We start from the raw sequence: 26,594 nt of genomic DNA on the forward strand, positions 1-26,594 counted from the left end.
AGTGCTCGACGCCGCGGATCTAGGAGACGTCGAAGAGATGCAGCCCGTCATATTCAGCGAAGTCGGCGTAGTCCTTGCCGTTGAACGTCGCCAGCGGTAGCCGGTCGACCAGGCAGCACGCCGCGATCCAGGAGTCGTTTGTCGGCCGGGGCCGCCCCCGGTGCTGAGCCCGCGCCTGGAGTTGCCCCCAGGTCACCGCCACCGCCTCGTCGAAGGGGAGCAGCACGATCCCGGACCGCCATTGCGCGAGGTCAGCCAGCTTCCGTGGCCCCCAACTGCGCAGCGCCGTCCACTTGGTCAGCTCCCCGAGTGTCACGAAGGTGATGCACAGGGTCTTCCCGGTCAGACGGGCACGCAGACGGTCAGGTAGCCGGCCCCGCAGGATCGCTGATGCCACGTCGGTGTCCAGGACGACGAGGCTCACGCGGCACCGGCCCGCCGAGAGGTGTACAGATCGGCGAGAAAGTCATCCAACTCGTCGTCCGACTCGAACAGGTCCGGACGGGCCAGGTCGTCCACGGAGGCGATCGGTCGTATGCCCTGACGACGGGCCAACTCCTCGGCTGGCACGTGCTCAGCCGTTGGCCATTCGGGCACCCGCTCGGCGTTGCTCGACGTCACGGCTTGCCTCCTGCGTATCGGGTCGTCTTCGATTCTCGCACTTCCGACATCGATACACGGCACGTCGCGGCCGGCTGTCGAGGTCGAGCTCCGCTACCGGGGTCGGTATTCGACCTCGGGGCGGCCCGGGGTGCCGTAGCGAGGGCTGCGGGCTGCTCGGTCGACGGTCACCAGGTATTCCAGGTAACGGCGGGCCGTTACCCGGGAGATGCCGGTCAGACCGCTCACCTCGGTCGCGGACAGCCCCGCCCCGCGAGTCCCGTCGGCCAGGGCGGCGCGTACCCGATCGAGGGTGTGCGCGTCGAGCCCTTTGGGCAGGCTGTGCCCGGCGGTGCCGCGCAGGGTGGCGAACATCTGGTCCACCTCGTGCTGCGCGGCCACCTCACCGTCGGCGAGCGCCTGGGCACGGTAGTCGGCGTAGCGTTCCAGCTTGTCGCGGAACGCCGCGAACGTGAACGGCTTGAGCAGGTAGTGCGTCACCCCGAGGGACACCGCGGTGCGTACCACCGCCAGGTCCCGCGCGGACGTCACCGCCAGCACGTCGACGCTGCTGCCCGCCGCGCGCAGCGCCCGGCAGACGTCGAGGCCGTGCAGGTCGGGCAGCCGAAAATCGAGGAGTACGAGGTCCACGTCGCCGCCGCCGCCCGCGCGCAGCGCCGCCATCGCCGCCCGCGCGGTGTGAGCCACCCCGACCACCACAAAACCGGGAACCCTCTCGGTGTACGCGGAATGCGCCTCGGCCAGCAGCGGCTCGTCCTCGACGACCAGCACCCGGATGTCGGTCATCGGCGTGCCCCGACGACGGGTAGGCGGACGGTGAACACGCTGCCGCCGTCGGCCGAGCGGCCCACCTCGGAGCTGCCTCCGTGGCGACGGACCACCTGCCCGATCAGCGCCAGACCGAGGCCCCGGCCGGTGCTCTTGGTGGACCAGCCGCGCCGGAAGGCATCCGCGACCCGCTCGGGGGCCAGCCCGGGGCCGCTGTCGGCGACCCGTACCACCAACTCGTCGTCGACCTCACCGACGAAGACCCGCACCCGGCGCGGCGCGGGCGTGCCGGCCACCGCCTCCAGGGCGTTGTCGACGAGGTTGCCGACGACGGTGAGCAGGTCGCCGGTGGGCAGTGGGCTGTCGTCGAGCCGGCAGTCCGGCTCGATCACGAGGTCCACCCCGCGTTCGCCGGCCTGCGCCGACTTGCCGAGCAGGAGCGCGGCCAACGCCGGCTCGGTCACCGCGCCGACCACCCGGTCGGTCAGTTGCTGGGCGAGGGCCAGGTCCCGGGTGCCGAGCCGGACGGCCTCCTCGGTGCGGCCCAGCTCCACCAGGGTCAGCACGGTGTGCAGCCGGTTGGCCGACTCGTGGGTCTGCGCCTGCAACGCCTCGGTCAGCGCGCGGACCGAGTCCAGCTCGCTGGCCAGGGTGCGCAGCTCGGTCTGGTCGCGCAGGGTGAGCACGGTGCCGAGCACCGCGCCCTCGAAGCGGGTGGTCCGCTGGTTGGCGACCAGCACCCGGTCACCGGCGAGGATGGGCTCGTCGCGGGCGTCGCGCTGGGAGCTGAGCAGCTCGGCCACCGCGGGTGGCAGGTCGATCCCGGCGACCGGCTGATCGGTCACGGGTACGTCCGCGTCGAGGCCCAACAGCCGGCGCCCCTCGTCGTTGACCAGGGCCACCCGCCGGTCGGTGGTCAGCACGACGAGACCTTCGCGCACCGAGTGCAGGACCGCGTCGTAGTACTCGTACATCCTGGTCATCTGCGCTGGCCCCAGGCCGTGCGTCTGGCGGCGCAGACGGCGGCTGAGCAGCCAGGAGCCGGTCGCGGCGAGGGCGAGCGCCGGTGCGGCGACACCGAGCAGCACCGGCAGTTGTCCGAGCAGTTTGCGGTTGATCGCCCGGGTGGTGATGCCCACCGAGACGAGGCCGACAATGTGCCGCTGGTCGTCGTACACCGGAACGACCGCGCGCACCGACTCGCCGAGCGTGCCGACGTTGGTGATGGTGAAGGGGCGGCCCGCCAGGGCGGGCCCGATCTCCCCGACGAACGGCTGGCCGATCAGCTCCCGGGTGGGGTGCGAGAAGCGGGTCCGGTCGGGGGCCATCACCACCACGAAGTCGGTGCCCGTCGCCAGCCGGGTCGATTCGGCGTACGGCTGGAGGATGCTGGCCGGGTCGGCGGTCGTGAGGGCCGCGCGGACGTCGGGGGAGCGGGCCACGGTCTGCGCCACCGCGAGCACCTCCTCCTGTGCGGCCTGGCGGGCGTCGCTGCGGGCCAGCCAGAAGGCGCCCGCCGCGCCCGCCAGCACGAGCAGCGTCACCACCATCGCCTGGAGGGCGAAGAGTTGCCCCGCGATGCTCCACTGGCGTCGGGTCACCTCCACCACCTCCTCGGGTTTTCGCGGTGAACAGAATGACCGCAAGGCTGTCAACGGGTGAGACGGGCTTCACATTGTCGACATGGACACCACCGACTCCACCACCACACCGGCGCCGCCGGTCCGCCGGGACCGTACCCGTTACCTCTACCTGGCCGTCATCGTGGCCGTGCTCGCCGGCATCGTGGTCGGCCTGGTCGCCCCCGAATTCGGCAAGGAACTCAAGCCGATCGGCACCGGCTTCGTCAACCTGATCAAGATGATGATCAGCCCGGTCATCTTCTGCACGATCGTGCTGGGCGTCGGCTCCGTCCGGCAGGCCGCGAAGGTCGGCAAGGTCGGCGGCCTCGCCCTCGGCTACTTCCTGACCATGTCGACCGTCGCGCTCGCCATCGGCCTGGTGGTCGGCAACCTCATCCACCCCGGCTCCGGCCTGGACCTCGGCCAGGACCTCGCCGGCGCGGGCAAGGCCGCAGCCGGCGACGAGGCCGGCGGTACGGCGGACTTCCTGCTCGGGATCATCCCGACCACGCTGCTCTCCGCGCTCACCGAGGGCGAGGTGCTCCAGACATTGCTGGTCGCCCTGCTCGTCGGCTTCGCCGTGCAGGCCATGGGCCGCCGTGGTGAACCGGTGCTGGGCGCCATCGGTGTTATCCAGCGGGTGGTCTTCAAGGTCCTCGCCATGATCATGTGGCTGGCGCCGGTCGGCGCGTTCGGCGCCATGGCCGCCGTGGTCGGCGCCACCGGCGTCGACGCGCTCAAGAGCCTCGCCCAGATCATGCTGGGCTTCTACGCGACCTGCCTGATCTTCGTGCTGGTGGTCCTCGGCGCGCTGCTCTGGTTCGTCGCGCGGATCTCGATCTTCTCGCTGCTGCGCTACCTGGGCCGGGAGTTCCTGCTGATCCTGTCGACCTCCTCGTCGGAGTCGGCGCTGCCGCGCCTCATCGCGAAGATGGAGCACTTCGGCGTGAGCAAGCCGGTTGTCGGCATCACGGTCCCGACGGGGTACTCGTTCAACCTGGACGGCACGGCGATCTACCTGACGATGGCGTCGCTGTTCGTCGCCGACGCGCTGGGCAAGCCGCTGTCGATCGGCGAGCAGATCTCGCTGCTGCTATTCATGATCATCGCGTCCAAGGGTGCCGCCGGCGTCACCGGCGCTGGGTTGGCGACGTTGGCCGGTGGGCTCCAGTCGCACCGGCCGGATCTCGTCGACGGGGTCGGGCTGATCGTGGGCATCGACCGCTTCATGTCGGAGGCGCGGGCGCTGACCAACTTCGCCGGCAACGCGGTGGCGACGGTGCTGGTGGGAACCTGGACCGGGGAGTTCGACCGGGAACGGGCGGTCGGGGTGCTGCGGGGCGACGACCCGTTCGACGAGGCCACCATGCTCGACGAGCACGACGACGAGGACGAGTCGACGGCCCGGCGGTCAGCCGAGCCGGCGACGCCAGTAGGGGCGCCGGCCTGATCACGCCCGTCTGGGGCCGTGTCGGCCGGCTGCCGACGCGGCCCCAGCCCTGAGCCGGCCAGATCCAGGGCGCGGACGTCCGAACACGGTCGACGGTTGCGGGCCGACCAGCGAGGCGGTGGCCCTACCCTCGCTGCCCCCTTTGCTCTGCTTACACCCACGCACCACCCGGTGTCCGATATCCGGACGGTCGGTGGTGCGTGGAGTGAAGCAGAGCAAAGGCGGTGTCGGCACTGAGAAGCGAGCCGAGCGGGGTTGCTCTCGTGCCGGCTCATTCGTCGAATAGTTGAGCTGCTGGGTCAGCCTTCGCTAGCGACGTCGTGCATGCCGCTCGACATCACTCCCGCAAGTCCACCGGGCTTCGCCGTCGACAGGCGACGCGGGTGCGACGGTGTGAATCAGTTGGTCGCGCACAAAGACTGGCAGCGCCACCAGTGGGAACAGGCGGCCACAGCCCACAAGCGGCCTGGTCCGGTGGCTGACTGGGTTCCGGGCGGAGGGGGGAGCCACGCGTCACTGGTTTCCGGGAAATTCGAATTCATTCGATATTCATCACCCGTTGCCGATATACGTGTCGGTAACGTTGCGCTGGGCGACGTCGCCAGGTCGAAAGTGGAGTTGTGTCAAATGGGCGATGGTTGTCGCTGAAAGCCGCATGTGACAAAGCCAACTGTCGCTTATCTACCGGCCGAAGAAATTGGGCATGTAATCATCGCCCGGTACCTTCCTGTCGTGCCTGATGCCCCGCGACAGTTGATCGCCAATCGCTACCGGCTGGTACGTCCGCTCGGGCAGGGCGGGATGGGCCGCGTGTGGCAGGCCCGTGACGAGATGCTTCAGCGGGACGTGGCCATCAAGGAGTTGGTGGCGCCTCCCGGCCTGCGCGACGACGAGCGCCGGGAGATGCGCGAGCGGTCGATGCGTGAGGCGCGGGCCGTCGCCCGGTTGGGTCACGTCAACGTGGTACGCGTCTTCGACGTGCTGCATTCCGGGGATGACCCGTGGATCGTGATGGAGCTTGTTCCGTCCCGCTCTCTGCACGAGGTCCTCGAAGCCGAGGGTCCGATGTCGGCGGCCAGCGCCGCGCGGATCGGGCTGGGTGTGCTGAGCGCGTTGCGGGCCGCGCACCGGGCGGGCGTGTTGCATCGGGACGTGAAGCCGGCCAACGTGCTGCTGGCCGATGACGGCCGGGTGGTGTTGACCGATTTCGGGTTGGCGACCCTCCCTGGTGATCCGCGGATGACCCAGACCGGGATGGTGCTGGGCTCGCCGGCGTACCTCGCGCCGGAGCGGGCCACTGACGGCGATGTCGGTCCGGCCGCTGACCTGTGGTCGCTTGGCGCGACTCTCTATGCGGCGGTCGAGGGCCGCACCCCGTACCAGCGTTCGTCTCCGATGGCGACGCTGGCGGCGCTCGCCACTGAGGCGCCACCGCCGGCCCAGCGCGCCGGTCAGTTGACCCCGCTCTTGGAAGGGCTGCTGCGCCGGGACCCGGATCAGCGGATCAGCGCCGAGGAGGCCGATCGCCTCCTGCGGCACGCCGCCGGCCCGGTCGACCCGGTCAGCGGTGGAGGCCAGACCGGCCCGCTGGGCGGGATCGGCCCAAGCAGCTCGACGGCCGCCGCGTCGGCACCGGCCGTGCCGGTGGCGAGGATCAACACCGGCGAGGGTACGCCTCAGCCGATCGTGCCCGAGTTCGTCACCGCCAGGTCCGGTCGGCCGGTCGAATCGCCGCCGACCGTCCCGGCGGCGAGCGCCACCTCACCGGCTCCCGCCGCGACGACGGAATCCTCGCTGGCTTCCGTCGTGCCGACGGAGTCGTCACCGGTTCCGGCCGTGACGGCGGAATCCTCGCCGGTTCCCGCCGTGACGGCGGATCCGGCGCCGGTGGTCTCCACGACGTGGAACGCGCCTCTCCCGACCCCGTCAGTTCTCGGGTCGGTCGTGCCGCCGGACAGCGGGGTCGTTCCGACCAGTGGCCCGGCCCGTCGGCGTCGCGGGTGGCTGGTCGGCTCGATCGCCGCCGCCGTGCTGGTCGTGGTGCTGGTGAGCGCGTCGCTGCTGAACGGCGGATCGCCCGGCACACCGGGCCCGGCGGCTCCGACCGCCGACCCCTCGTCGGTCGCCGAAGCGCCGGTCGCCGGGGTGCTGCCGCCGCCCTCCGGCTGGCGCTACCACCGGGACGACCCGCGTTTCCTGGTGCCGGTGCCGGACGGCTGGCGGTCCCAGCGCGTTGGCGAGGGGGTCGAATTCCGTGAGCCGGGCGGTAGCCGACGGCTCGTCCTCGACGAACTCCGGTCGGTCCCCGCGGATCTGGTCGCCGGGCTACGAACGCGGGAGAAGGCGGAACGTGAACGGTATGCCAGCTACCGGCGGGTCCGGCTCGCCGCGTTGAAGTACCAGGTGCGGGCCGCCGAGTGGGAGTGGACGTACACCGATGCGGACGGCACGCCGATGCGGGCGTCGAGCCGCGCTTTCGTCGATCGCAATGGGCACGCGTACACGATCGGCTGGACCACCTCGGACGCCGAGTGGTCGGTCAGTCGGGGGATCTTCGAGTTGGTCACGGATGGCTTCCAGGGGCTGCCGGTGACGGCCGCCCCGCCGTCCGGATCGGCCAGTTCTCCACCGGCCGGAGGGGCGGGGCATCCGTCGACCGGGCCGGGCGGCGGTTCGACGACCGCTGCGGGGAAACCGGGGCAGCAACCGTCGACGCCGGCCGCTCCACCACCGTCACCGACGCAGGCCAGCGCACCCGCCGGCCAGCAGATCGTCAGCTTCGCCAGTGACCGTTGCATCGACATCCGGGACGGCAACGCCACCGCTGGTGCCCGACTCCAGATCTGGGACTGCCGCCGGACCGCCAAGCAACTGTGGACCTTCCCCGCCGACGGTACGGTCCGGTCGATGGGCAAGTGCCTGGACGTCGCCGGCCACTCGACGGCGGACGGCGCGGCTGTCCAACTGGCCGACTGCACCGGCGCCGCGTCCCAGAAGTTCAATCTCAACAAGGCTCACGACCTGGTGAACGTCCGGGCGGACAGATGTGTCGACGTGCTCGACGGGAACCCCGACAACGGTGCCCGGTTGCAGATCTGGCAGTGCACCGGAAACGCCAACCAGAAGTGGCGGGCCGCGTGAGGGCCGACCGTAAGCCCTGTCTGACGTGAACCGAGAGCCGGACGGCTATTCGTCGCGAAAGCCGCCGCCGGCTGATTGGCTGGATTGGGCTTTGAAATTTCTGCGGATGGCACCGGTGGGACCGTAACCGCCGAGCCCATGTGTGACGTAGGTAACTGTCGGGTTCTCGCCTGCCCCGGAAATGGGGCATGCAATGGTTCGCCCGGTACCTTCCCTGTCGTGCCCGATGCCCCGCGACAGTTGATTGCCGATCGTTATCGGCTGGTTCGTCCGCTCGGGCAGGGTGGGATGGGCCGCGTGTGGCAGGCCCGTGACGAGATGCTTCAGCGGGACGTGGCCATCAAGGAGTTGGTGGCGCCTCCCGGTCTGCGTGACGACGAGCGCCGGGAGATGCGCGAACGCTCCATGCGCGAGGCACGGGCCGTCGCCCGGTTGGGTCACGTCAACGTGGTACGCGTCTTCGACGTGCTGCACTCGGGCGACGACCCGTGGATCGTGATGGAGCTTGTTCCGTCCCGCTCCCTGCACGAGGTCCTCGAAGCCGAAGGGCCGATGCCGGTGGCCCACGCCGCGCGGATCGGGCTGGGCGTGTTGGGTGCGTTGCGGGCGGCACACCAGGCTGGCGTGCTGCACCGGGATGTGAAGCCGGCCAACGTGTTGCTCGCTCATGACGGCCGGGTGGTGCTGACGGATTTCGGGCTGGCGACCCTTCCCGGCGATCCGCGGATGACCCAGACCGGGATGGTGCTCGGCTCGCCGGCGTACCTTGCGCCGGAGCGGGCCACTGACGGCGAGGTCGGTCCGGCTGCTGACCTGTGGTCGCTCGGCGCCACTCTCTATGCGGCGGTCGAGGGCCGTACCCCGTATCACCGTTCGTCTCCGATTGCGACGCTGGCGGCGCTCGCCACCGAGCCGCCACCGCCGGCCCAGCGGGCCGGTCGGTTGACCCCGCTCCTCGAAGGGTTGCTGCGTCGGGACCCGGGTCAGCGGATCAGCGTCGAGGAGGCGGATCGCCTCCTGCGGTACGCCGCCGCCCAGGTCGACCCGGTCGACGCTGCCGGCCCGCCGGCCGCCGCGTCGGGACCGGCCGTGCCGTTCACGCGGATCAACACCGGCGACGGTACGCCCCGATCGATCGTGCCCGAGTTCGTCACCGCCGGGTCCGGTCGGCCGGTCGATCCGTCGACCGACCCATCGGCGAGCGCCACGTCACCGCCTCCTGCCGCGACGTCGGACTCGTTGTCCGTCCCGACCTCGTCAAATGCCGAGTCGGCCGCGGACAGCGAGGCCGGTCCGACCAGCGGCCCGGCCCGCAGGCGTCGCGGTTGGCTGGTCGGCTCGGTCGCCGCTGCCGTGATGGTCGTGCTGGTGGTGAGCGCGTCGATGCTGAGCGGCCGACCATCCGGCGAAGCGAACGGAGCGGCGGCGCCGACCGCCGATCCCTCTTCGGTTGCCGACGAGGCGGTGTCCCAGGTGCTGCCGCCGCCATCGGCCGGGTGGCGCTACCACCGGGACGACCCTCGCTTCCTGGTGCCGGTGCCGGACGGCTGGCGGTCCCAGCGCGTTGGCGAGGGGGTCGAATTCCGTGAGCCGGGCGGTAGCCGGCAGTTCGTCCTCGACGAACTCCGGTCGGTCCCCGCGGATCTGGTCGCCGGGCTACGAACGCGGGAGAAGGCGGAACGTGAACGGTATGCCAGCTACCGGCGGGTCCGGCTCGCCGCGTTGAAGTACCAGGTGCGGGCCGCCGAGTGGGAGTGGACGTACACCGATGCGGACGGCACGCCGATGCGGGCGTCGAGCCGCGCTTTCGTCGATCGCAACGGGCACGCGTACACGATCGGCTGGACCACCTCGGACGCCGAGTGGTCGGTCAGTCGGGGGATCTTCGAGTTGGTCACGGATGGCTTCCAGGGGCTGCCGCTGCCCGCCGGCCCGCCGTCCGGGTCGCCGAGTGCCCCGGCCGGAGGTGCGGGACGCCCGTCGGCCGGTCCGGGCAGCGGTTCGACGGCCGGTGCGGGGCAGCCCTCGGCGACGGCGGCTCCACCACCCAGTGCGCCGGTCCGGCCGGCCGGCACCAAGCAGATCGTCACCAAGGAGACCGGGCTCTGCCTCAGCAGCGGCGAACGCGACGGCGTGCGGGTCACCGTGCGCAAGTGCCAGGAGGTGCGCAACCAGTGGTGGACCTTCTCGTTCGACGGCACCATCCGGGCGAACGGCTTCTGCCTGGACGTCGCCTGGGGTGAGAAGCGCGACGGCGTTGCCGTGCAGTCCGCCAACTGCACCGCCGGGGCCGCCCAGAAGTGGGAGTGGATCGAGAAGGATGGGCGCCGCTCCCTTTTCAACCGCTTGACCGACAAGTGCGTGGACGTCGACGGCCACGCGGCGGGCGCGCCGCTGATGATCTGGACCTGCGTGTTCAACGCAAAGCAGACCCTCAGCCAGAAGTAGCCCGGTCCGCAACCAGGGCTGCCGCACCAGCCGGACGATTCGCCGCGAAAGCCGTCGCGGCCGGGCAAGATGGTCAACCGGGGATAGGGGCGTGGCGACGAACCCGGGGGACCAGGCGTGCTCGGAACCAGCCTCCTGGGCCGGCTCCGTCGCCGCGACCCGGGGGACGCCGTCCTGCGGCGCGCCGCACGGCTGACCCTCGTCGCGTCCGTTGTCTTCTACGCCTGCCGCTACGGGGTCGGCAGCTCGGTGCTCGCCACGTACGCGCTGTTCGGCACGGTGGCCGCCGGGTCGTTCGCGCAGCTGCCCGGCCCGGCGCCGCAACGGGCGCGGATCCTGATCACGTCACTGCCGGCGATCTGGGCGCTGATCACCGTGGGCACGCTGCTGGCGTGGAGCACCTGGGCGGCGGCGGCCGGGATGCTCGTCATCGGGTTCGTCGTGGCGTTCGCCGGGGTCGGCAACCCGCGTCTCGTCGGGCTGGGCAGCGCGTTTCAACTCGTCTTCATCCTGGCGTCCTTCCCGCCGTACCAGCCGGGCACCCTGCCGGAGCGGCTGGGCGGGGTCACGCTCGCCATCGTGCTGCTCGCCGTGGCCGAGGTGCTCCTCTGGCCCGATCCGGTGCCGATCTCCTACCGGCAACGACTCGCCGACGCGGCGGAGGGCGTCGCGGCGTTCCTCGACGCCACGGCGGACGCGCTGACCGACCGGCGCGCCGATCGCGACGCTCGCGACAGGCGGCGCGAGCGGGCATCCGAGGCGGTGGCCGCGCTCGCGTTGAGCGGGACGTCCCCGGCGTGGGCGCCGACCGCCGCCGACGCCCGTCACCGGGCGCTGCGGATCTGCGCGGCGGCGCTACGGGAGGCGCTCGCCGAGGCGAACCGGCTGGCGTCGGACGCCCCACCGGAGCCGATCCCGGACCTGGCGGCGGCGCGACTGCTGCGCGCGTGCGCCGACACGACCCGTGCCGCTGGCCGTAGCCTGCCGCCGGGTGCGCCGCCGGTCGACCTCGGCGCTCTGAGCGCCGCGATCGGTCAAGCCGAGACGACGTACCCCGCAGGGCAGGGCAGCGCCGTGCCGGACGTACCCCGGATGTGCCGGGACGCGACGGCGCTGGCCCTGGCCGACCAGGTGCGGGTGCTCGCCGTGGGCACCCGCGTGGCCAACGGGGTACGGCCCGACGCCGGGGATGACTATTCGGGGCTGTTCGAATATGCGCGGCACGGCCCGTTGGCGCTGTACTGGCGGCAGCTCCGCTCCCACCTGGCGCCGCGCTCCGCCCACCTGCAGAGTTCGTTGCGGCTGGCCGTGGCGCTGGCCATCGCGCGGGTGGTCGCCGGGGTGTTGCAGCTGACCCACGGCTTCTGGGTGCTGCTGGCGACCCTCACGGTCCTGCGCACCTCTGCCGCGGACACCCGCACCGCGCTGCGGCCCGCCGTGCTGGGCACGATCGTCGGTGCCGCCGTCAGTGGTCTGGTGATGCTCGTCGTCGACGAGCCGATCGTCTACGCCGTCGTGTTGCCGGTCACCCTGCTGTTGGCCTTCGGCGTTGGTCGGCTGCTCGGCCCGCTGTGGCAGCAGGCGCTGTTCACCGTGCTGTTGACGGTGGTCTTCGCCCAGCTCAGCCCGGAAGGATGGCGGCTCGCCGAGGCTCGTCTCGTCGATGTCGTGCTCGGCGCGCTGATCGGCGTGCTCGCCGGGGTGGCGATGTGGCCGCGCGGCGCGAGCCGCGACCTGCGGCCCAACGCCGCCCACTACCTCACGGCCAGCGCGGACGCGATCGACGAGACGGTCCGGGCGCTGCTCGGGGACGCTCCGCCCGACCGGGCCCTCGAACGGGTCCGCCAGCGGATGGTCCTCGTCGACTCGTCCTACTGCCAGTACCACTCCGAGCGGCACGACACGGTGAACCAGCGGGTGGACTGGGACGCCGTCCTGGGCGCCGGCCAACACGTGGTGCTCGGCGCCGAATCGCTGCTGCGGCGCAACCCGCCCGGCTGCCTCGCCGGTTGGCCGGCCGCGGCGGGGTTGCTGCGGGATTCGGCAGGCCAGCTGCGATCGGCGTACGACGACCTCGCCGACCAGGTCGCGCACGGCCGACCCTCCGGCCCGGTGCCCGCCCTGCCCGGCTGCGTGGACGAACTCGACCGGATCCGCCCGCTGTCGGGCGCGGCGAACCCGTCGTCGGTGCGGCATCTGGTGGAGGTCGACCAGTGGCTCGCCGGTCTCGCCGACAGCCTCGCCCGGATCCGCCCACCCGCTCCGGGTGAGTCGGTCGACCGCGACGGGAAACCCTGAGCCGGAGCAGCCGGGCTGGCCGGCGGGATGCCGACGAGCGATATACCTCAGTGTCATATCTATACCTCAGAGTCATAACGCTCATGAGGGTGATGCCCGCCGCCCCGCCCGCCGCCGGCCAGCGCGTCGGTGTTCCGCAGGCCGCCGCTCACCGATTGGCCATGCCCTGCCGACGCCAGCGCGCCTAGCGTCGAGGCCATGGACATCGAGCAGGCGCAGCGATTGTGGAAGCCGGAGCCGGGCTGGTTGAACACCGCCTCCTATGGGCTGCCGCCCGAGCCGGCGTGGACGGCGTTGCAGGAGGCGATGGCCGCGTGGCGGATCGGCGGCACGTCGTGGGAGGGCTGGGGTGACGCCGTACACCGGAGTCGTAGCGCCTTCGCCGGCCTGATCGCGGTGCCGGACACCGACGTGGCGGTCGGCGTGACCGTCTCCCAGCTTCTCGCCCCGGTCGCGGCGGCGCTGCCGGAGGGAGCCACCGTGGTGGTGCCGGACGTCGAGTTCACCTCGAACCTCTTCCCGTGGCTGGTCCAGGAGGATCGCGGCGTCACGGTCCGCACCGTGCCGGCGGAGGGGCTGGCTGACGCGATCGACGCCGACACCGACCTGGTCGCGTTCAGCCTGGTGCAGTCGGCCGACGGGTCCGTGGCGGCGTACGACGAGATCGTGGCCGCCGCCCGCGCGCACGACGCGCTGGTGGTGGTGGACGCGACCCAGGCGTGCGGGTGGCTGCCGTTCGACGGGAGCTGCGCCGACGTGGTGGTGGTGGGTGGCTACAAGTGGCTGATGGCGCCACGCGGCACCGCGTACGCCTATCTGGCCCCCGGGCTGCGCGACCGGCTGCGTCCGGACGCGGCCGGCTGGTATGCCGGTCGCGACCCGCACGCTTCCTACTACGGCCCGCCGCTGCGGCTGGCCGACGACGCCCGCCGGTTCGACATCTCACCGGCCTGGTTCAGCTGGATCGGCGCGGCGCCCGCCCTGGAGTTGATCGCCGAGATCGGCGTGCCCGTGATCCAGGCGCACGACGTGGCGCTGGCCAACCGTTTCCTGACCGGGCTGGGCCGGCCGCCGGGGGACAGCGCCATCGTCACCGTGGACGTGCCCGGCGCGGAGGAGCGTCTCGCGGCGGCCGGCATCCGGGCGGCGGTGCGCGCCGGGCGGGTCCGCGCCTCGTTCCACGTCTACTCCACCGAAGCCGACGTGGACGAGGCGCTCACCGCGTTGACGGGGTGACCCGGCTCAGGCCAGGTGACCGCCGATCTTCGTGTACCCGCGCAGCAGGTCCCGCGAGATGATCAGGCGCTGCATCTCGTCGGTGCCCTCGAAGATCCGGTACAGCCGGACCTGCCGGTACCAGCGTTCGATGGGCAGCTCACGGGTGTAGCCCATGCCGCCGTGGATCTGGAGCACCCGGTCGACCACCCGGTTGACCATGCCGGCGCCGTAGAGCTTGCCCATCGACGAGGCGTGCCGGGGGTCCAGGCCCTGGTCGACCGTCCACGCCGAGCGCAGCACCAGCCAGCGGGCCGCCTCCAGCTCGGTCTCCGAGTCGGCGATCATCCACTGGATGGCCTGGTTGGTGCCGATCTTCGTGCCGAAGGTCTCCCGCGTGTTGGCGTGGTCGATCGCCATCTGCAGGACCCGCTCGGCGATGCCGATGGCGTGCGACGGGATGGTGTAGCGGCCCTTGCCGATCCACTCCATGCCCAGCGTGAAGCCCTGCCCGATCTCGCCGAGGATGTTGCGGTGCGGCACGCGTACGCCGTCGAAGATCAGCGACGCGGGCCCGCCCTCGCCCATCGTCTGGATGAACTCCGAGCGCCAGCCCATCGCCCGGTCCACCAGGAACGCCGTGGCCCCGCCGTTGCGGGCGCCCTTCTCCCGGTCGGTCACCGCGACCACGATGGCGAAGTCGGCGTCGTGGCCGCCGGTGATGAAGGTCTTCTCGCCGTCGAGGATCCAGTCGTCGCCGTCGCGGCGGGCGGACAGCCGGATGTTCGCCGCGTCCGAGCCGGCGCCCGGCTCGGTGATCGCGAAGCAGGAGCGTCGCTCGCCCTCGATCGTCGGGACGAGGAACTCCCGTTTCTGGTCCTCGCTGGCGTGGAACAGGATGTTGTCGGCCTCGCCGCCGAAGCGGAACGGCACGAACGTGCGGCCCAGTTCCGTCCAGATCAACGACTGGAGCACGGCCGGCAGGTTCATCCCGCCGTACTCCTCGGGGGTGGCCAGGCCCCAGAAGCCGAACTTGCGCGCCTTGAGTTGCAGCTCGCGCACCTCGGAGTGGTCCAGGCCCGGCTGGTGTGCCCGCTCCCGGCGGAGCACCTCCGCCTCCAGCGGCATCACCTCGCGCTGGATGAACGACCGGACGGTGTCGCGCACCGCCCGCTCCTCGTCGGTGAGCGAAAAGTCCACGGTGGTCCTCCTGGCGTCGACGCTGCCGGTCTCCCTTAAACTAGCGCTGTAAGTTTTGCCGCGTCCAGACCCTATGGCCGAGACCCATGAGGAGCGCAGTGCCCCGACCCCGCCAGCCCCGGCTCACCCGGCAGTTGATCGTCGAGACCGCCACCGCGCTCATCGACGCCGAAGGGCTGCCGGCGTTCTCCACCCGCCGGCTCGCCGCCGAGTTGGGCGTGCGCGGTCCGTCGCTCTACAACCACTTCGCCACCAAGGACGAGATCCTGGACGCGGTCGCCGACACGGTCGTCGCCGCCGTCGACACCAGCGGCTTCGCCAGCCGGGACTGGGTCGCCGCGCTGCGCGACTGGGCCTGGTCGTACCGGCGGGCGCTCACCGCGCATCCGAACATCGTGCCGTACCTGGCCCAGGGGCCGGGCCGGCGACCGGCCGCGCTGGCCATGGCCGACGCGGTCTACGGCGGGCTGGTACGCGCCGGCTGGCCGCCCGCGCGGGCCACCCACATCGGAGCGGCGGTGCGCTACTTCGTGGCCGGGTCGGCGCTCGGCTCCTTCGCCCGGGGCTTCGTCGAGGACCCCGAGCTGTACGCCGCCCACTACCCGCACCTGCGCCAGGCGCACCGGCTGGCCGAGCACCAGCAGAGCGTGGACGAGGGCGCCTTCGCCCTCGGCCTGGACGCGCTGCTGCACGGCCTGGCCGCCGAGTACGCCCGCACCATCGGCCCCCTCGACCCGGTGGAGTCCGCCCGGCCCAGCGGGTAGCGTCCAAACTCCCAGCGCTAGTTTCAACGCCCGTCGCGACCTCGTCGCCATCGCCCATCGCTCACCCCCGAAGGGACGACATGGACCTCGCCGCCCCGCCCTCGCAGTTGCCCGACGCCCTGCGCCTGCGGCGCCACCTGCACATCGGCGGCGAGTGGACGTCTCCCGCCGGCACCGACGTGATCGACGTGGAGACCCCGAGCACCGGCGACCTGATCGGGCAGGTGCCCTTCGGCACGGCAGCCGATGTGGACGCCGCTGTCGCCGCGGCCCGCGCCGCCTTCCCCGGCTGGGCGGCCACCGCACCCGCCGAACGCTCCGCCCACCTGGACCGGCTGCACACCGCGCTGGCCGCCCGCGCCGACGACCTCGCCCGCACCATCGCGGTCGAGTTGGGCGCACCGCTCAAGCTCGCCACCCGGGTGCAGGTCGGGCTGCCGCTGACCGTGCTGCGCGACCACGTCGCCCTCGCCGCCCGGCCAGCGGTCGAGGAGAGCATCGGCAACTCCCTCGTCGTCCGTGAGCCGATCGGCGTCGTCGGCGCGATCACCCCGTGGAACTACCCCCTGCACCAGGTGATGGCGAAGCTGGCGCCCGCGCTGGCCGCCGGCTGCACGGTGGTGCTCAAGCCCAGCGAGCTGACCCCGTTGACGGCGTACCTGCTCTTCGACGCGGTCACCGAGGCCGGGCTGCCGCCGGGTGTGCTCAACCTGGTGCCCGGCACCGGCGCGGTGGTCGGTGAGGCGCTCGCCGGGCACCCCGACGTCGACCTGGTGTCGTTCACCGGCTCCACCGTGACCGGCGCGCGGATCATGCGACTCGCCGCCGACCGGATCGCCCGGGTGGCGCTGGAGTTGGGCGGCAAGTCCGCGAACGTGATCCTCCCCGACGCCGACCTGGCCACCGCGGTCAAGGTCGGCGTCGGCAACGCCCTGCTCAACTCCGGCCAGACCTGCACGGCGTGGACGCGGATGCTGGTGCACCGCGACCGGTACGACGAGGCGCTCGACCTGATCGCCACGGCGGTGGCCGGCTATCGGCTCGGCGACCCGTTCGACCCCGCCACCCGGCTCGGCCCGCTGGTCTCCGCCGCCCAGGCCGCGCGGGTCCGCGGCCACGTCGACCGGGCTCTCGCCGACGGCGCCCGACTGATCGCCGGCGGCCCGGACGCGCCGGTGCCCGCCCAGGGGCACTTCGCCGCACCGACCGTCTTCGCCGACGTGCACCCGGACAGCGCGCTCGCCCAGGAGGAGGTCTTCGGGCCGGTGCTCGCCGTTCTCCCGTTCGACGACACCGACGAGGCCGTCGCCATCGCCAACAACTCGAAGTACGGGCTGGCCGGTGCGGTCTGGTCCGCCGACCCCGACGCGGCGCTCGCGGTGGCGCGACGGCTGCGCACCGGCGCGGTCGACATCAACGGCGCGTCGTTCAACCCGCTCGCCCCGTTCGGCGGCTACAAGCAGTCCGGCCTCGGCCGGGAGCTGGGCGTGCACGGGCTCGCCGAGTTCTGCGAGCTGAAGGCGATCCAGCGATGAGCGGCCCCGAGCTGCCGCCGGCCGCGCCGACGGGCGGCCCCGAGCCGGTCACTGTCCGCGCGCTTGTCGCGCGTGGGTCCGGCGCCGAGCTGCGGGTCGAGCGGGTACGCCTGCCCGTGCCCGGCCCCGGCGAACTGCGGGTGAGGATCACCGCGGCGGGCGTCTGCCACTCCGACCTGTCCATGGTGAACGGCACCCTCGCCGCGAGGTTCCCGCTGGTGCTCGGGCACGAGGCGACCGGGGTGGTGGCCGAGGCCGGGCCGAACACCCGGTTGGCGGTCGGCACGCCGGTGGCCCTCAACTGGGCGCCCGCCTGTCGGGCCTGCTGGTGGTGTCTGCGCGACGAGCCGTGGCTCTGCGCCGCCAACACTGCCCCGACGGTGGCGCGTGGCGAGACCGACGACGGCATCCGGCTGCACCTGACCCTCGGCCTCGGGGCGCTCGCCGAGGCCGTGGTGGTGCCCGAGAACGCCGTCATCGCGATCCCCGCCGGGCTGCCGCCCGAGCAGGCCGCGCTGCTCGGCTGCGCGGTGCTCACCGGGGTGGGCGCGGTCGGCAACACCGCTCGGGTGGCTCCCGGCGAGTCGGTGGCCGTGATCGGGCTCGGTGGGGTCGGGCTCGCCGTGCTCACCGCCGCCCGCCGGGCCGGTGCCACGACGATCCTCGCCGTCGACGTCGCCGAGGCCAAGCGGGAGCTGGCGCTCGCCGCCGGGGCGACCGACTTCCTGCTCTCCGACGACCGGCTCTCCAGGGAGGTCCGGGGGCGCACCGAGGGCCGGGGCGTCGACCACGCCTTCGAGTGCGTCGGCCGTGCCACCACCATCCGGGCGGCCTGGCGTCTCACCCGGCGCGGGGGAGCGGTGACAGTGGTCGGCATGGGTGCCAAGGACGACATGGTCAGCCTCGGCGCGCTGGACATCTTCCACTCCGCGCGGACGCTGCGCTCCTCGGTGTACGGCTCGTCCGACCCGGACCGTGAGGTGCCGGAGCTGGCCCGCGCGGCGCTCGACGGCACGCTGGACCTGTCACCTCTGGTCAGCGGCGTGGTCAGTCTCGACGAGGCGCCGGCCGCGTTCGACCGACTGGCGCGGGGTGAGGGCGCCCGCTGGGTGGTCAGCCTCGACTGACCACCCGGCCGGGCCCGCCGTCACTTGCCGGTGACGATGCCCGGGTTGATGCAGAGGCCCGGGTTGGCGCCGTTCTTCTCGGCGATCTCCAGGCAGCGGGTCACCTTGTCGACCTTCGCGTTGGTCTCGGTGATCTGCTTGGAGATGTCGGCGTTCTTGCGGTCCTGCTCCAGGTTGCGGGTCTGCGCCAGCTTGTCCTGGAACGCCTTGATGTTGCCCTCGGTCTTGTCGTCGTGGTTCACCCGGGTGATGGTCACCGAGAGGATGTCGACGTCCGTGGCGAGCCGGCTCTCCGCGCTGGTCTTGATGTTCGCGGCGAACGGCTTCAGGTCGACGTTGAGGCTGCCGGTCTGCGAGTCGATCTTTTCGAGGGGGTTGTACGTGGCGAACGCGTCGTTGACGGCGCTGTCGAGCTGCACTCCGACCCGCTGGCCCCGGAAGCTGTCGAAGTCTCCCTTGTAGTCCATGAACTGCTTCGGCGCGTTCTCCGGCTTGACCTGCCACTCGACGAGCACCTCGACGCACGCGTCGGCGAGCGTGCCGGTGCGCACGCGTACGCAGTTGTTGCCGCCGATGTGGTCGTACTTCTGCCGGCCCGCGTCCCACTCGCCGACCTTCTGCCAGGGCGCCACCCACTTCAGGCCCGAACCGGTGACCTCGCCGGTGGGCTTGCCGAAGCTGGTGACGATGCCGACCGAGCGGATGGGCACGGAGTGGGCGCTGGAGGCGACGCCGATCAGCACTGTGACGGCGAGGAGGCCGAGCGCCGCGAGGGCGGCCGTCTGCTTCATCGCGCTCTTGGGTGCGACGAGTGCCAGGATGGCGCTGACCGCCATTGCGATGGCGAAGACGATCGCCATGGTGAAGCCGACAGGCATGGGGTGGGGACCTTTCGTTGGGCCGTGTTGATGATCAACATAGGGGGCCCGGTCAAGTCGGCCGTGCCCCGCTGGCCTGCGGGCTCGCCGCGCGCCGTCGGTAAATTCCGCGACGGCGCATCCACCGCGCGTCGTTTCAGCGAACCCCGGATGGAGAACACCTATCCGGGGGTACGTCTGGTGCTGACCGATCCGATGCCGGCGGATGCCGTGGAGACCGCGCACAAGCGCATCCGGCTGGCCACCGAGGACCTGGACGGCAACCGTGTCGCCACGGTGCTGCTGGAGATGGCCGAAGCCTGGGGCGTGCCGGCGCTCTGGGAGCAGGTCTGCCGGCCGCTGCTCACGCAGCTATCGGGGCGTACGGCCGCCGAGATCGCCAGCGAGCACGCCCTGTGCGAGGGCGTGCGGGTCGGGCTGGACGTGTACCGCCGCCAGCCCGGCCGGTCACTGCCCGCCGCAGGGGTGCTGCTGGCCGGCGCCGAACAGGAGGCGCACTGCCTCGGCCTGCACGCGCTCGCCGCCGCGCTGCGCGAGCACCGCCGCGGCTGCCTGCATCTCGGCCCGGCGTTGCCCTGGTCCGCGCTGACCAGCGCGGTGCACCGGGCTCGCCCGCACACCGTCGTGCTCTGGTCACAGACACCGGTCACCGGCCGCGCGTACCGCCTGGTGCGCTTCGCCCGGGACTTTCCGCACCTGCGGGTGTACGCCGCAGGGCCGGGCTGGATCGAGCCGCCCGCCGCGCCGGCGACCCACCTGGGCACGTTGCCGGCCGCTGTGGCCGCCTGTCTCGCGACGGCACACGCCCGCTGAGATCGTGCCCCCGCGCTCCGTCATGCCCTCGCGTGACGTCGATGTTCTGCCCGCGTGACGTCGATGTCGTCGTGCCGGCGGACGTCTGCCCGGCCTGGACGTCCGGGCACGGGGGTCGGCCCACGTCCTTTGCTCTGCTTCAACCGGCGCAACGGTTTGGGGGCGCGGCTGGTGCGTCGGTTGAAGCAGAGCAAAGGCTGCGAAGGTCACCCGCAGGCTGGACGCGGACGACCTGGTCGGCTCCGGGCGGCCGGAGGCGCGTGACGGTCGGCGTCGTTGAACAGTTGGGCGACAGGTGATCGAGTCCGCCCCCGGAGGTCCGTCGGGGGGCACGTGACACCCCTCACATACGATACGGATCCGTTCCGTATCGTTAATGCTGCGCCTAGGCTCTTCGCTGTTACGAGTCTGGCCCGTATCGTATTGCGCGACGGGTGAATCCGGGGGGAGACCGGGCAGTGGAACTGCAGAACAACACGGGACATCCGAGGAGGTGGGCGATCCTGGGGGTGCTGGTGATCAGCCTCCTCGTCGTCGTCCTCGACAACACGATTCTCAACGTCGCCCTGCGCACCCTGGCCGACCCGGTGCACGGCCTCGGCGCGACGCAGGGCGAGCTGGAGTGGTCGATCAACTCCTACACGCTGGTCTTCGCCGGGCTGCTGTTCACCTTCGGGGTGCTCGGCGACCGCTCCGGCCGCAAGCGCTTCCTGATGATCGGGCTGGTGCTGTTCGGCTTGGCGTCGCTGCTCTCGGCGTACGCCCAGAGCCCCGGACAGCTGATCGCGGCCCGCGCCCTGATGGGTATCGGCGGCGCGGCGATCATGCCGGTGACGCTGTCGATCATCTCCAACGTCTTCGACCCGCGCGAGCGCGGCCGTGCCATCGGCGTCTGGGCCGGCGCGGTCGGCCTCGCGGTGGCGATCGGCCCGATCCTCGGCGGTGCGCTGCTGGAGCACTTCTGGTGGGGCTCGGTCTTCCTGATCAACGTTCCGGTGGTGGCCGCCGGCGTGGTCCTGGTCGCGCTGCTGGTCCCCGAGTCGCGTGACCCGCGACCGGGCCGGATCGACGTCCTCGGCGTCCTGCTCTCCGTGGTGGGCCTGGTCGCCCTCTCCTACGGCATCATCGACGGCGGCGAGCACGGCTTCGGCCGGCCGGTGGCCTGGGGTTCCATCCTGGTGGGCCTCGCGGTGCTGGCCTGGTTCGTGCAGCACGAGCGGCGCAGCGACCACCCGTCGCTGGACGTCCGGCTGTTCAAGGTGCCCCGGTTCGCCGCGCCGGTGGCCATCGTCGGCCTGGTGTTCTTCGCCGCGATGGGCGTGATGTTCTTCAGCTCCTTCTACCTGCAACTGGTGCGCGGCTACAGCCCGCTGCAGACCGGCCTGCTCTTCCTGCCCTTCGCCGGCGCCCAGCTGATCTTCGCGCCGCGCAGCGCCGCGATGGTCCGCCGGTACGGCGGCCGGGCGGTCGCCACCGTCGGGCTGGGACTGACCGTGGTGGCGCTCGCCGCGTTCGCCTTCATCGGCGCGTCCACCCCGATCTGGGTCGTCCTGGTCGTCTTCTTCCTCCAGGGCGTCGGGATGGCCAACATCATGCCCCCGGCCACCGAGTCGATCATGTCGGCGCTGCCCCGGGAGAAGGCCGGGGTGGGCTCCGCGGTGAGCAACACCGTCCGCCAGGTGGCCGGCGCGCTCGGCGTGGCGGTCCTCGGCTCGGTGCTCTCCGCGGTCTACCGCAGCGACGTGGGCGACGCGCTGACCAGCCTGCCTCCGCAGGCCCGCGACGCGGCCAACGAGTCGATCTCCGGGGCGTACGCGGCGGCCGGGCAGCTCGGCCCGGCGGCGCCGACGCTGATCTCGGCGGCCAACGACGCCTTCGTCACCGCCATGCACTGGGCGGCGGGCCTCTCCGCGGTGGTCGCGGCGCTTGGAATGCTGGTGGTGCTGCGCTGGATGCCGGGTCGGGAGGCCGTCACCGAGGCCCCGACGGCACCCGTCGCCGAGCCCGAGTTGGCCGGGACGGCGTAGGTCCGGGGACAATGTCCGACATGAGGTCCACTGCTGATGCTCCGCGGTCGCCTGGGCGGCCGCGGAGCCTCCGCGCCGATGAGGCGATCATTGAGGCCACCCTCGACCTGCTCGCCGAGGGCAGCACCATCGAGGCGCTCTCGATCGAGGCGATCGCCACCCGGGCCGGGGTCGGCAAGGCCACCATCTACCGCCGCTGGGCCGGCAAGGACGCGCTGCTGCTGGACGCGCTGCGCCGGCTCAAGGGCGTCCTGCCGCAGCCGGCCGGCCACTCCATCCGGGACGACCTGGTGCTGCTGGTCGGCGCGGTCGGGCAGAACGTCGACCCCCGGGCGGCGAAGATCATGCCGTGCCTGGTGCCCGCGGTGAACCGCAGCCCGGACCAGTACCAGCTCTACCAGAACATCATCTCGCCCCGGCGGCAGCTGATGCGCGAGGTGCTCCGACGCGGCATCGACGAGGGTGTGCTCCGGGCCGACACCGACCTGGAGGTGACCATGGCGCTGCTCACCGGGCCGATGTTGATCCAGCGGGTGCTGCAGTGGAGCCCGGATCTGAACGAGGTCAACCTGCCAGAGCGGGTCGTCGACGCCGTGCTCGAGGGCATCCGCGCCCGCTGACCGTCAGGCCGGGGCGCGCAGGCGGTGCAGGCGCAGCGCCAGCTGCACCTCCAGCGCCCGCTCGGGCCGCTGCCAGTCCGCGCCGAGCAGTTGTCCCACCCGCTCCAGGCGCTGGGTCACCGTGTTGACGTGCACGTGCAGCTGCTCGGCGGCGCGGGCCAGACTGCCACCGACCCCGAAGTACGCCTCCAGCGTCTTCACCAGCGCCGTTCCCCGCCGGGCGTCGTAGTCGACCACCGGCCCGACGGTGGCGGTGAGGAACTGGGCCACGTCCTTCTCACCCCGGTCACCGACCGTGCCCAGCAGCAGCCCGACGAAGCCCAGCTCGGCGGTGCTCGCGCCCTGACCGGCGCGGCCCAGCGCGCCGAGCGCGGTGAGGCAGCGGTCCGCCTCGTGGAACGACCCCGCCAGCGTCGCCGGCCCCGTCGACGGGCCACTCGCCCCGGCGGTCACCGGCCGGCCCGTCACCCGGGACAGGTCCCGGGCCACCGCCCGGGCGCTGCCACCCGCGTCCTGACCAGGCAACATCAGGACCACCCGACCGTCGCGCGCCGCAGCCAGGCCGCCACGCGCCGAGGCGTACGTGGTGGCCCAGGAGAGCACCCGCTGCCGGGCCGAGCCGGTGGCCGCGATGGCGTCATCGTCCACCGCCACCAGCACGTGCGGGGCGTCCAGGTCCACCCCGAGCCGGCGAGCCCGGCTGCGCAGCGCGTCGGTGTCGCGCAGGGGTCGGGCGATCAGGTCGTCCAGCAACTCGCCACGGACCCGACCCTCCGCCTCGGCCACCGTCCGGCGGAACAGCAGCAGCAGCGCGGTCACCAGCGCGGCCCGCTCCAGGATTCGCTGGTCGGCGTCGACCAGCTCGTCGTCCGGGCGCAGCACCAGAGCGCCCAGGTTCTCGGTGCCCGCCACCACTGCCGCGTACCAGAGCGGGCCACGCCGCACGCTGCGCCCCTCGGTGCGGGACGCGGCGACCGCCTCGACGATGTCCGCCCGATCCGGCTCGTCGATCTCGCCGACCCGGGCCAGCAACCGGCCCTCGGCGTCCAACGCCAGCAGCGCCCCGCCCAGCACCTCGGTCACCGCGGCCGTCACGTCCTCCACCCCGCCGCCGCGCAGCACCAGCGCGGTCATCCGGTCGTGCGCCGCCGCGGCCCGTTCCACCGAGCTGCTGTGCGCCCGGATGGTGGTGTTCGCCGCCGACAGCTCGGCCAGCGCCGAGCGGGTCTCGGCCAGCAGCCGGGCCGTGTCGATCGCCACCGCCGCGTGCGCGGCCAGGGAGACCAGCAGCGCCACCTCCTCCCGGACGAACGGCCGGGCCGAACGGTTGGCCGAGTAGAGGACGCCGATCGAGGTGGAGCCGAGCCGCAGCGGCACCCCGAGGATCGCCACCAGCCCCTCCTCGCCGACCCCGGCGTCGATCTCCCCGGTGTGGTGGAAGCGCTCGTCCTCGCCGTAGTTGGCTGTCACGTACGGGGCGCCGGACTGGGCCACCAGGCCACCGAGGCCGGCGCCCATCGGCAGCCGCAACCGCTGGAAGCGGGCCGATACGGACCCGTCGGTCACCCGCATGTAGGTGTCGCCGCGCTCGTCGTCGTTGAGCGTCATGTACGCCACGTCGGCGCCGAGCAGGTTGCGGGCCCGGTGCGCGATCGCCCGCAGCACGTCGTCCAGGTCGCGCAGCCCGGCCAGGTCGCTGACCGTGTCGTACAGGCCGGACAGCTCGATCTCCCGACGGCGGCGGCGCTCCAGCAGCGCGCGGACCCGCAACGCCACCGTCCTGGCCTGCTCCAGCTCGGCCAGCCGCTCGGCGGGCGCCCCGGCGGCCCGCGCGGCCACCAGCGGTCCCTCGAACTCCACCGCCGCGGCCTCGCGGGCGAGCAGTTCCAGAAACTCCACCGGCGACGACATGGTCGACATTGTGCTCAGGCCCACTAGTTGGCCGTCCAGCCCCCGTCGAGCGCGATCGACGCGCCGGTGATGAAGGCCGCCGGTGGTGAGCAGAGGTACGCCAGCAGTTCAGCCACCTCCTCCGGCTCGATCAACCGCTTGATCGCGGCCCGGGCCAGCATGATCTTCTCGATCACCTCGGCCTCGCCGATGCCATGACTGGTCGCCTGGTCGGCGATCTGGCTCTCCACCAGCGCCGTGCGGACGTACGCCGGGTTGATGCAGTTGGCGGTGACCCCGTGCGCGGCGCCCTCCAGCGCCACCACCTTCGACAGCCCTTCGAGGGCGTGCTTCGCCGTCACGTACGCCGACTTGTACGGCGAGGCGCGCAACCCGTGCACCGACGAGATGTTGACGATCCGGCCCCAGCCCTGGGTGTACATGTGCGGCAGCGCGCGGCGGATCAGCCGGAACGGCGCCTCCACCATCACCCGCTGGATGTACCCGAAACGCTCGACGGGGAAGTCCTGCAGCGGCGCCACGTGCTGGAGACCGGCGTTGTTCACCACGATGTCCACGTCCACGTCGAGGCGGTCCACGGCCTCGGTGTCGGACAGGTCCACCCCCTCGGCACGCCCACCGGCCTCGGCGGCCACCGCCTTGGCGGCATCCAGGTTGCGGTCCACCACGAGCACCTTGGCGCCGGCCGCGCCCAGCCGCAGGGCGCACGCCCGCCCGATGCCGCTGCCGCCCCCGGTGACCAGGGCGGTGCGACCGGCGAGATCGACCTGTACGACGTGGGGGACCGCCACGGGTTCTGCCGTCATGGCGCAAGAAGTTACGAGCTGTCAGGCCCCCGGCACATGGGCCAACAACACATACTCCGGGCCAAAGCTGTGTGGCCCCGCCCGCCCGCCACCCCCTGCTCGCCCGCTCGGACGCCTTGATGCGGGCGCGGGGCGCGGGAGGGTGTGTCCCGTGGGGCTGGTGGGAGGGCCGGGAGTTAGGGTGTCGAACACACGTACTGCTGACGGCTGGGGAGGGGGCGGCGTGCGCGTGCTCGGTGTCGACCCGGGGTTGACCCGGTGTGGGGTGGGCGTGGTCGAGGGTGTGCCGGGTCGGCCCTGCACTCTGGTTGCCTACTACGTGGTCTACACCGATCCGGCTGACGATCTGGCGCTGCGCCTGCTGCACCTGGACCGTTCGCTCACCAAGTTGGTCGCCGAGCACCAACCGGAGAGCGTCGCCGTCGAGCGGGTCTTCAGTCAGCACAACGTGCGTACGGTGATGGGCACCGCGCAGGCCAGCGGCATCGCCGTGCTGGCGGGAGCACGCGCCGGGCTGCCGGTGCAGACGTACACCCCCAGCGAGGTGAAGGCGGCGGTGACCGGGTCCGGTCAGGCCGACAAGGCGCAGATGACGGCCATGGTGACCCGGCTGTTGCGGCTGGCCGAGCCGCCGAAGCCGGCCGACGCCGCCGACGCGCTGGCCCTGGCCATCTGCCACGTGTGGCGCGGCGGCACCCGCTCGAAGCTGGCCGCCGCGGCCGATCGGGCACGACGAGGAGGAGCACGATGATCGCCAGCGTGCGCGGCACGGTGACCGCGACGGGTCCGGACCTGGCCGTGATCGAGGTCGGCGGGGTCGGCCTGGCCGTGCACTGCGCCCCCGGGACCCTCGCGGAGTTGCGGGTCGGCCAGGTCGCCCGGCTCGCCACCAGCCTGATCGTGCGGGAAGACTCGCTGACTCTTTACGGCTTCGCCGACGACGACGCCAAGTCGCTGTTCGAACTGCTCCAGACCGCCAGCGGGGTCGGCCCCCGGCTGGCCCAGGCGGTGCTGGCGGTGCACACCCCGGACGCGGTACGCAAGGCCATCGCCAACGCCGACACCGCTGCCCTGACCCGGGTGCCCGGTATCGGCAAGAAGGGCGCCGAGCGCCTGGTGCTGGAGCTGCGGGACCGGATCGGCCCGGTGTCGATCGGGGCCGACGGCGTGGGCGGCGTGACCGCCGGCGCCTGGCCCGACCAGGTCCGCCAGGCGCTGGTCGGCCTGGGCTGGACGGCCGGGCAGGCCGACCAGGCGGTGGCCGCCGTCGCGGAGACCATCGACGGTGCCACCCCGCCCGTGCCGGTCCTGCTCAAGCAGGCCATCCGCCTGCTCGGCCGCACCCGATGA

General features: G+C 72.2%; 21 protein-coding genes. 13 read left to right on the top strand and 8 right to left on the bottom strand.

The genetic code is table 11. From position 1 onward, the window contains the following. Positions 1 to 19: 19 nt before the first annotated feature. The 4 genes from ABZ808_RS16005 to ABZ808_RS16020 all read right to left on the bottom strand — a co-directional run bounded on the left by ABZ808_RS16005 (position 20) and on the right by ABZ808_RS16020 (position 2,990). On the bottom strand, positions 20 to 424 hold the full coding sequence (locus ABZ808_RS16005) for a type II toxin-antitoxin system VapC family toxin (protein ID WP_357006368.1): 405 nt from the start codon (positions 422 to 424) through the stop codon (positions 20 to 22). Continuing rightward, positions 421 to 621 carry a hypothetical protein gene (locus ABZ808_RS16010; RefSeq protein ID WP_357006371.1) on the bottom strand — a complete coding sequence of 67 codons (201 nt, stop codon included), beginning with the start codon at positions 619 to 621 and terminating at the stop codon, positions 421 to 423. Before ABZ808_RS16010 ends, ABZ808_RS16005 begins: the two co-directional genes overlap by 4 nt. 93 nt (positions 622 to 714) lie before the next feature. Continuing rightward, positions 715 to 1,407 (bottom strand): response regulator, encoded by a 693-nt coding sequence (locus ABZ808_RS16015; protein ID WP_357006374.1) that lies wholly within the window; start codon positions 1,405 to 1,407, stop codon positions 715 to 717. Continuing rightward, entirely contained in the window at positions 1,404 to 2,990 is a 1,587-nt protein-coding gene (locus ABZ808_RS16020; RefSeq protein ID WP_357006377.1) for a sensor histidine kinase, read from the bottom strand. Before ABZ808_RS16020 ends, ABZ808_RS16015 begins: the two co-directional genes overlap by 4 nt. Positions 2,991 to 3,072: 82 nt before the next feature. Here ABZ808_RS16020 and ABZ808_RS16025 point away from each other — a divergent pair, with 82 nt between their 5' ends. The 5 genes from ABZ808_RS16025 to ABZ808_RS16045 all read left to right on the top strand — a co-directional run bounded on the left by ABZ808_RS16025 (position 3,073) and on the right by ABZ808_RS16045 (position 13,584). Next, positions 3,073 to 4,461: a cation:dicarboxylase symporter family transporter gene (locus ABZ808_RS16025; protein WP_357006379.1), complete on the top strand. Its 1,389-nt coding sequence runs from the start codon at positions 3,073 to 3,075 to the stop codon at positions 4,459 to 4,461. Between the two features lie 732 nt (positions 4,462 to 5,193). Beyond that, positions 5,194 to 7,602 carry a protein kinase gene (locus tag ABZ808_RS16030; protein ID WP_357006381.1) on the top strand — a complete coding sequence of 803 codons (2,409 nt, stop codon included), beginning with the start codon at positions 5,194 to 5,196 and terminating at the stop codon, positions 7,600 to 7,602. A gap of 219 nt (positions 7,603 to 7,821) precedes the next feature. Beyond that, positions 7,822 to 10,050 (top strand): serine/threonine protein kinase, encoded by a 2,229-nt coding sequence (locus tag ABZ808_RS16035; protein ID WP_357006384.1) that lies wholly within the window; start codon positions 7,822 to 7,824, stop codon positions 10,048 to 10,050. Between the two features lie 117 nt (positions 10,051 to 10,167). Beyond that, on the top strand, positions 10,168 to 12,348 hold the full coding sequence (locus tag ABZ808_RS16040) for an FUSC family protein (RefSeq protein WP_357006387.1): 2,181 nt from the start codon (positions 10,168 to 10,170) through the stop codon (positions 12,346 to 12,348). A gap of 198 nt (positions 12,349 to 12,546) precedes the next feature. Further along, positions 12,547 to 13,584 (top strand): aminotransferase class V-fold PLP-dependent enzyme, encoded by a 1,038-nt coding sequence (locus tag ABZ808_RS16045; protein WP_357006390.1) that lies wholly within the window; start codon positions 12,547 to 12,549, stop codon positions 13,582 to 13,584. A gap of 6 nt (positions 13,585 to 13,590) precedes the next feature. Here ABZ808_RS16045 and ABZ808_RS16050 read toward each other — a convergent pair whose 3' ends face one another. Further along, on the bottom strand, positions 13,591 to 14,763 hold the full coding sequence (locus ABZ808_RS16050) for an acyl-CoA dehydrogenase family protein (protein ID WP_357006393.1): 1,173 nt from the start codon (positions 14,761 to 14,763) through the stop codon (positions 13,591 to 13,593). Positions 14,764 to 14,861: 98 nt separating this feature from the next. Here ABZ808_RS16050 and ABZ808_RS16055 point away from each other — a divergent pair, with 98 nt between their 5' ends. From ABZ808_RS16055 to ABZ808_RS16065, 3 genes are all read left to right on the top strand, one after another. Next, on the top strand, positions 14,862 to 15,527 hold the full coding sequence (locus tag ABZ808_RS16055; protein WP_357006397.1) for a TetR/AcrR family transcriptional regulator: 666 nt from the start codon (positions 14,862 to 14,864) through the stop codon (positions 15,525 to 15,527). Between the two features lie 80 nt (positions 15,528 to 15,607). Then, positions 15,608 to 17,062, top strand: coding sequence for an aldehyde dehydrogenase family protein (locus tag ABZ808_RS16060; protein WP_357006400.1), 1,455 nt, complete (start codon positions 15,608 to 15,610; stop codon positions 17,060 to 17,062). After that, positions 17,059 to 18,189 (top strand): zinc-binding dehydrogenase, encoded by a 1,131-nt coding sequence (locus tag ABZ808_RS16065; RefSeq protein ID WP_357006404.1) that lies wholly within the window; start codon positions 17,059 to 17,061, stop codon positions 18,187 to 18,189. Before ABZ808_RS16060 ends, ABZ808_RS16065 begins: the two co-directional genes overlap by 4 nt. Before the next feature lie 20 nt (positions 18,190 to 18,209). On the opposite strand, the gene ABZ808_RS16070 is transcribed toward ABZ808_RS16065, so the two are convergent. Beyond that, positions 18,210 to 19,067, bottom strand: a complete 858-nt coding sequence (locus ABZ808_RS16070) for an SPFH domain-containing protein (RefSeq protein ID WP_357006407.1) — start codon at positions 19,065 to 19,067, stop codon at positions 18,210 to 18,212. Positions 19,068 to 19,217: 150 nt separating this feature from the next. Between ABZ808_RS16070 and ABZ808_RS16075 the strand changes: the two genes are divergently transcribed. The 3 genes from ABZ808_RS16075 to ABZ808_RS16085 all read left to right on the top strand — a co-directional run bounded on the left by ABZ808_RS16075 (position 19,218) and on the right by ABZ808_RS16085 (position 22,527). Beyond that, positions 19,218 to 19,880, top strand: coding sequence for a transcriptional regulator (locus ABZ808_RS16075; RefSeq protein ID WP_357006410.1), 663 nt, complete (start codon positions 19,218 to 19,220; stop codon positions 19,878 to 19,880). A gap of 458 nt (positions 19,881 to 20,338) precedes the next feature. After that, positions 20,339 to 21,907 (top strand): MFS transporter, encoded by a 1,569-nt coding sequence (locus tag ABZ808_RS16080; RefSeq protein ID WP_357006413.1) that lies wholly within the window; start codon positions 20,339 to 20,341, stop codon positions 21,905 to 21,907. Between the two features lie 11 nt (positions 21,908 to 21,918). After that, complete coding sequence (locus tag ABZ808_RS16085) at positions 21,919 to 22,527, top strand: TetR/AcrR family transcriptional regulator (RefSeq protein ID WP_357006416.1); 609 nt, start codon at positions 21,919 to 21,921, stop codon at positions 22,525 to 22,527. A 3-nt stretch (positions 22,528 to 22,530) separates the two neighbouring features. On the opposite strand, the gene ABZ808_RS16090 is transcribed toward ABZ808_RS16085, so the two are convergent. Both ABZ808_RS16090 and ABZ808_RS16095 read right to left on the bottom strand, forming a co-directional pair. Beyond that, entirely contained in the window at positions 22,531 to 24,447 is a 1,917-nt protein-coding gene (locus ABZ808_RS16090) for a helix-turn-helix domain-containing protein (protein ID WP_357006419.1), read from the bottom strand. A gap of 14 nt (positions 24,448 to 24,461) precedes the next feature. Next, entirely contained in the window at positions 24,462 to 25,244 is a 783-nt protein-coding gene (locus ABZ808_RS16095; protein ID WP_357006422.1) for a 3-hydroxybutyrate dehydrogenase, read from the bottom strand. Positions 25,245 to 25,467: 223 nt separating this feature from the next. Here ABZ808_RS16095 and ruvC point away from each other — a divergent pair, with 223 nt between their 5' ends. Together ruvC and ruvA are read left to right on the top strand one after the other, a co-directional pair. After that, positions 25,468 to 25,995 carry a crossover junction endodeoxyribonuclease RuvC gene (ruvC, locus tag ABZ808_RS16100; protein WP_053657691.1) on the top strand — a complete coding sequence of 176 codons (528 nt, stop codon included), beginning with the start codon at positions 25,468 to 25,470 and terminating at the stop codon, positions 25,993 to 25,995. After that, positions 25,992 to 26,594, top strand: a complete 603-nt coding sequence (gene ruvA, locus ABZ808_RS16105) for a Holliday junction branch migration protein RuvA (RefSeq protein WP_357006425.1) — start codon at positions 25,992 to 25,994, stop codon at positions 26,592 to 26,594. Before ruvC ends, ruvA begins: the two co-directional genes overlap by 4 nt.

Source organism: Micromonospora sp. NPDC047527 (genome assembly GCF_040643015.1).
Taxonomy (GTDB): Bacteria; Actinomycetota; Actinomycetes; order Mycobacteriales; family Micromonosporaceae; genus Micromonospora.

Coding starts and splice junctions, on each gene's coding strand:
- ABZ808_RS16015 (WP_357006374.1), bottom strand. CDS start 1,407: ATGACCGACATCCGGGTGCTGGTCGTCGAGGACGAGCCGCTGCTGGCC.
- ABZ808_RS16070 (WP_357006407.1), bottom strand. CDS start 19,067: ATGCCTGTCGGCTTCACCATGGCGATCGTCTTCGCCATCGCAATGGCG.
- ABZ808_RS16025 (WP_357006379.1), top strand. CDS start 3,073: ATGGACACCACCGACTCCACCACCACACCGGCGCCGCCGGTCCGCCGG.
- ABZ808_RS16045 (WP_357006390.1), top strand. CDS start 12,547: ATGGACATCGAGCAGGCGCAGCGATTGTGGAAGCCGGAGCCGGGCTGG.
- ABZ808_RS16060 (WP_357006400.1), top strand. CDS start 15,608: ATGGACCTCGCCGCCCCGCCCTCGCAGTTGCCCGACGCCCTGCGCCTG.
- ABZ808_RS16095 (WP_357006422.1), bottom strand. CDS start 25,244: ATGACGGCAGAACCCGTGGCGGTCCCCCACGTCGTACAGGTCGATCTC.
- ABZ808_RS16065 (WP_357006404.1), top strand. CDS start 17,059: ATGAGCGGCCCCGAGCTGCCGCCGGCCGCGCCGACGGGCGGCCCCGAG.
- ruvA (WP_357006425.1), top strand. CDS start 25,992: ATGATCGCCAGCGTGCGCGGCACGGTGACCGCGACGGGTCCGGACCTG.
- ABZ808_RS16090 (WP_357006419.1), bottom strand. CDS start 24,447: ATGTCGACCATGTCGTCGCCGGTGGAGTTTCTGGAACTGCTCGCCCGC.
- ABZ808_RS16075 (WP_357006410.1), top strand. CDS start 19,218: ATGGAGAACACCTATCCGGGGGTACGTCTGGTGCTGACCGATCCGATG.
- ABZ808_RS16085 (WP_357006416.1), top strand. CDS start 21,919: ATGTCCGACATGAGGTCCACTGCTGATGCTCCGCGGTCGCCTGGGCGG.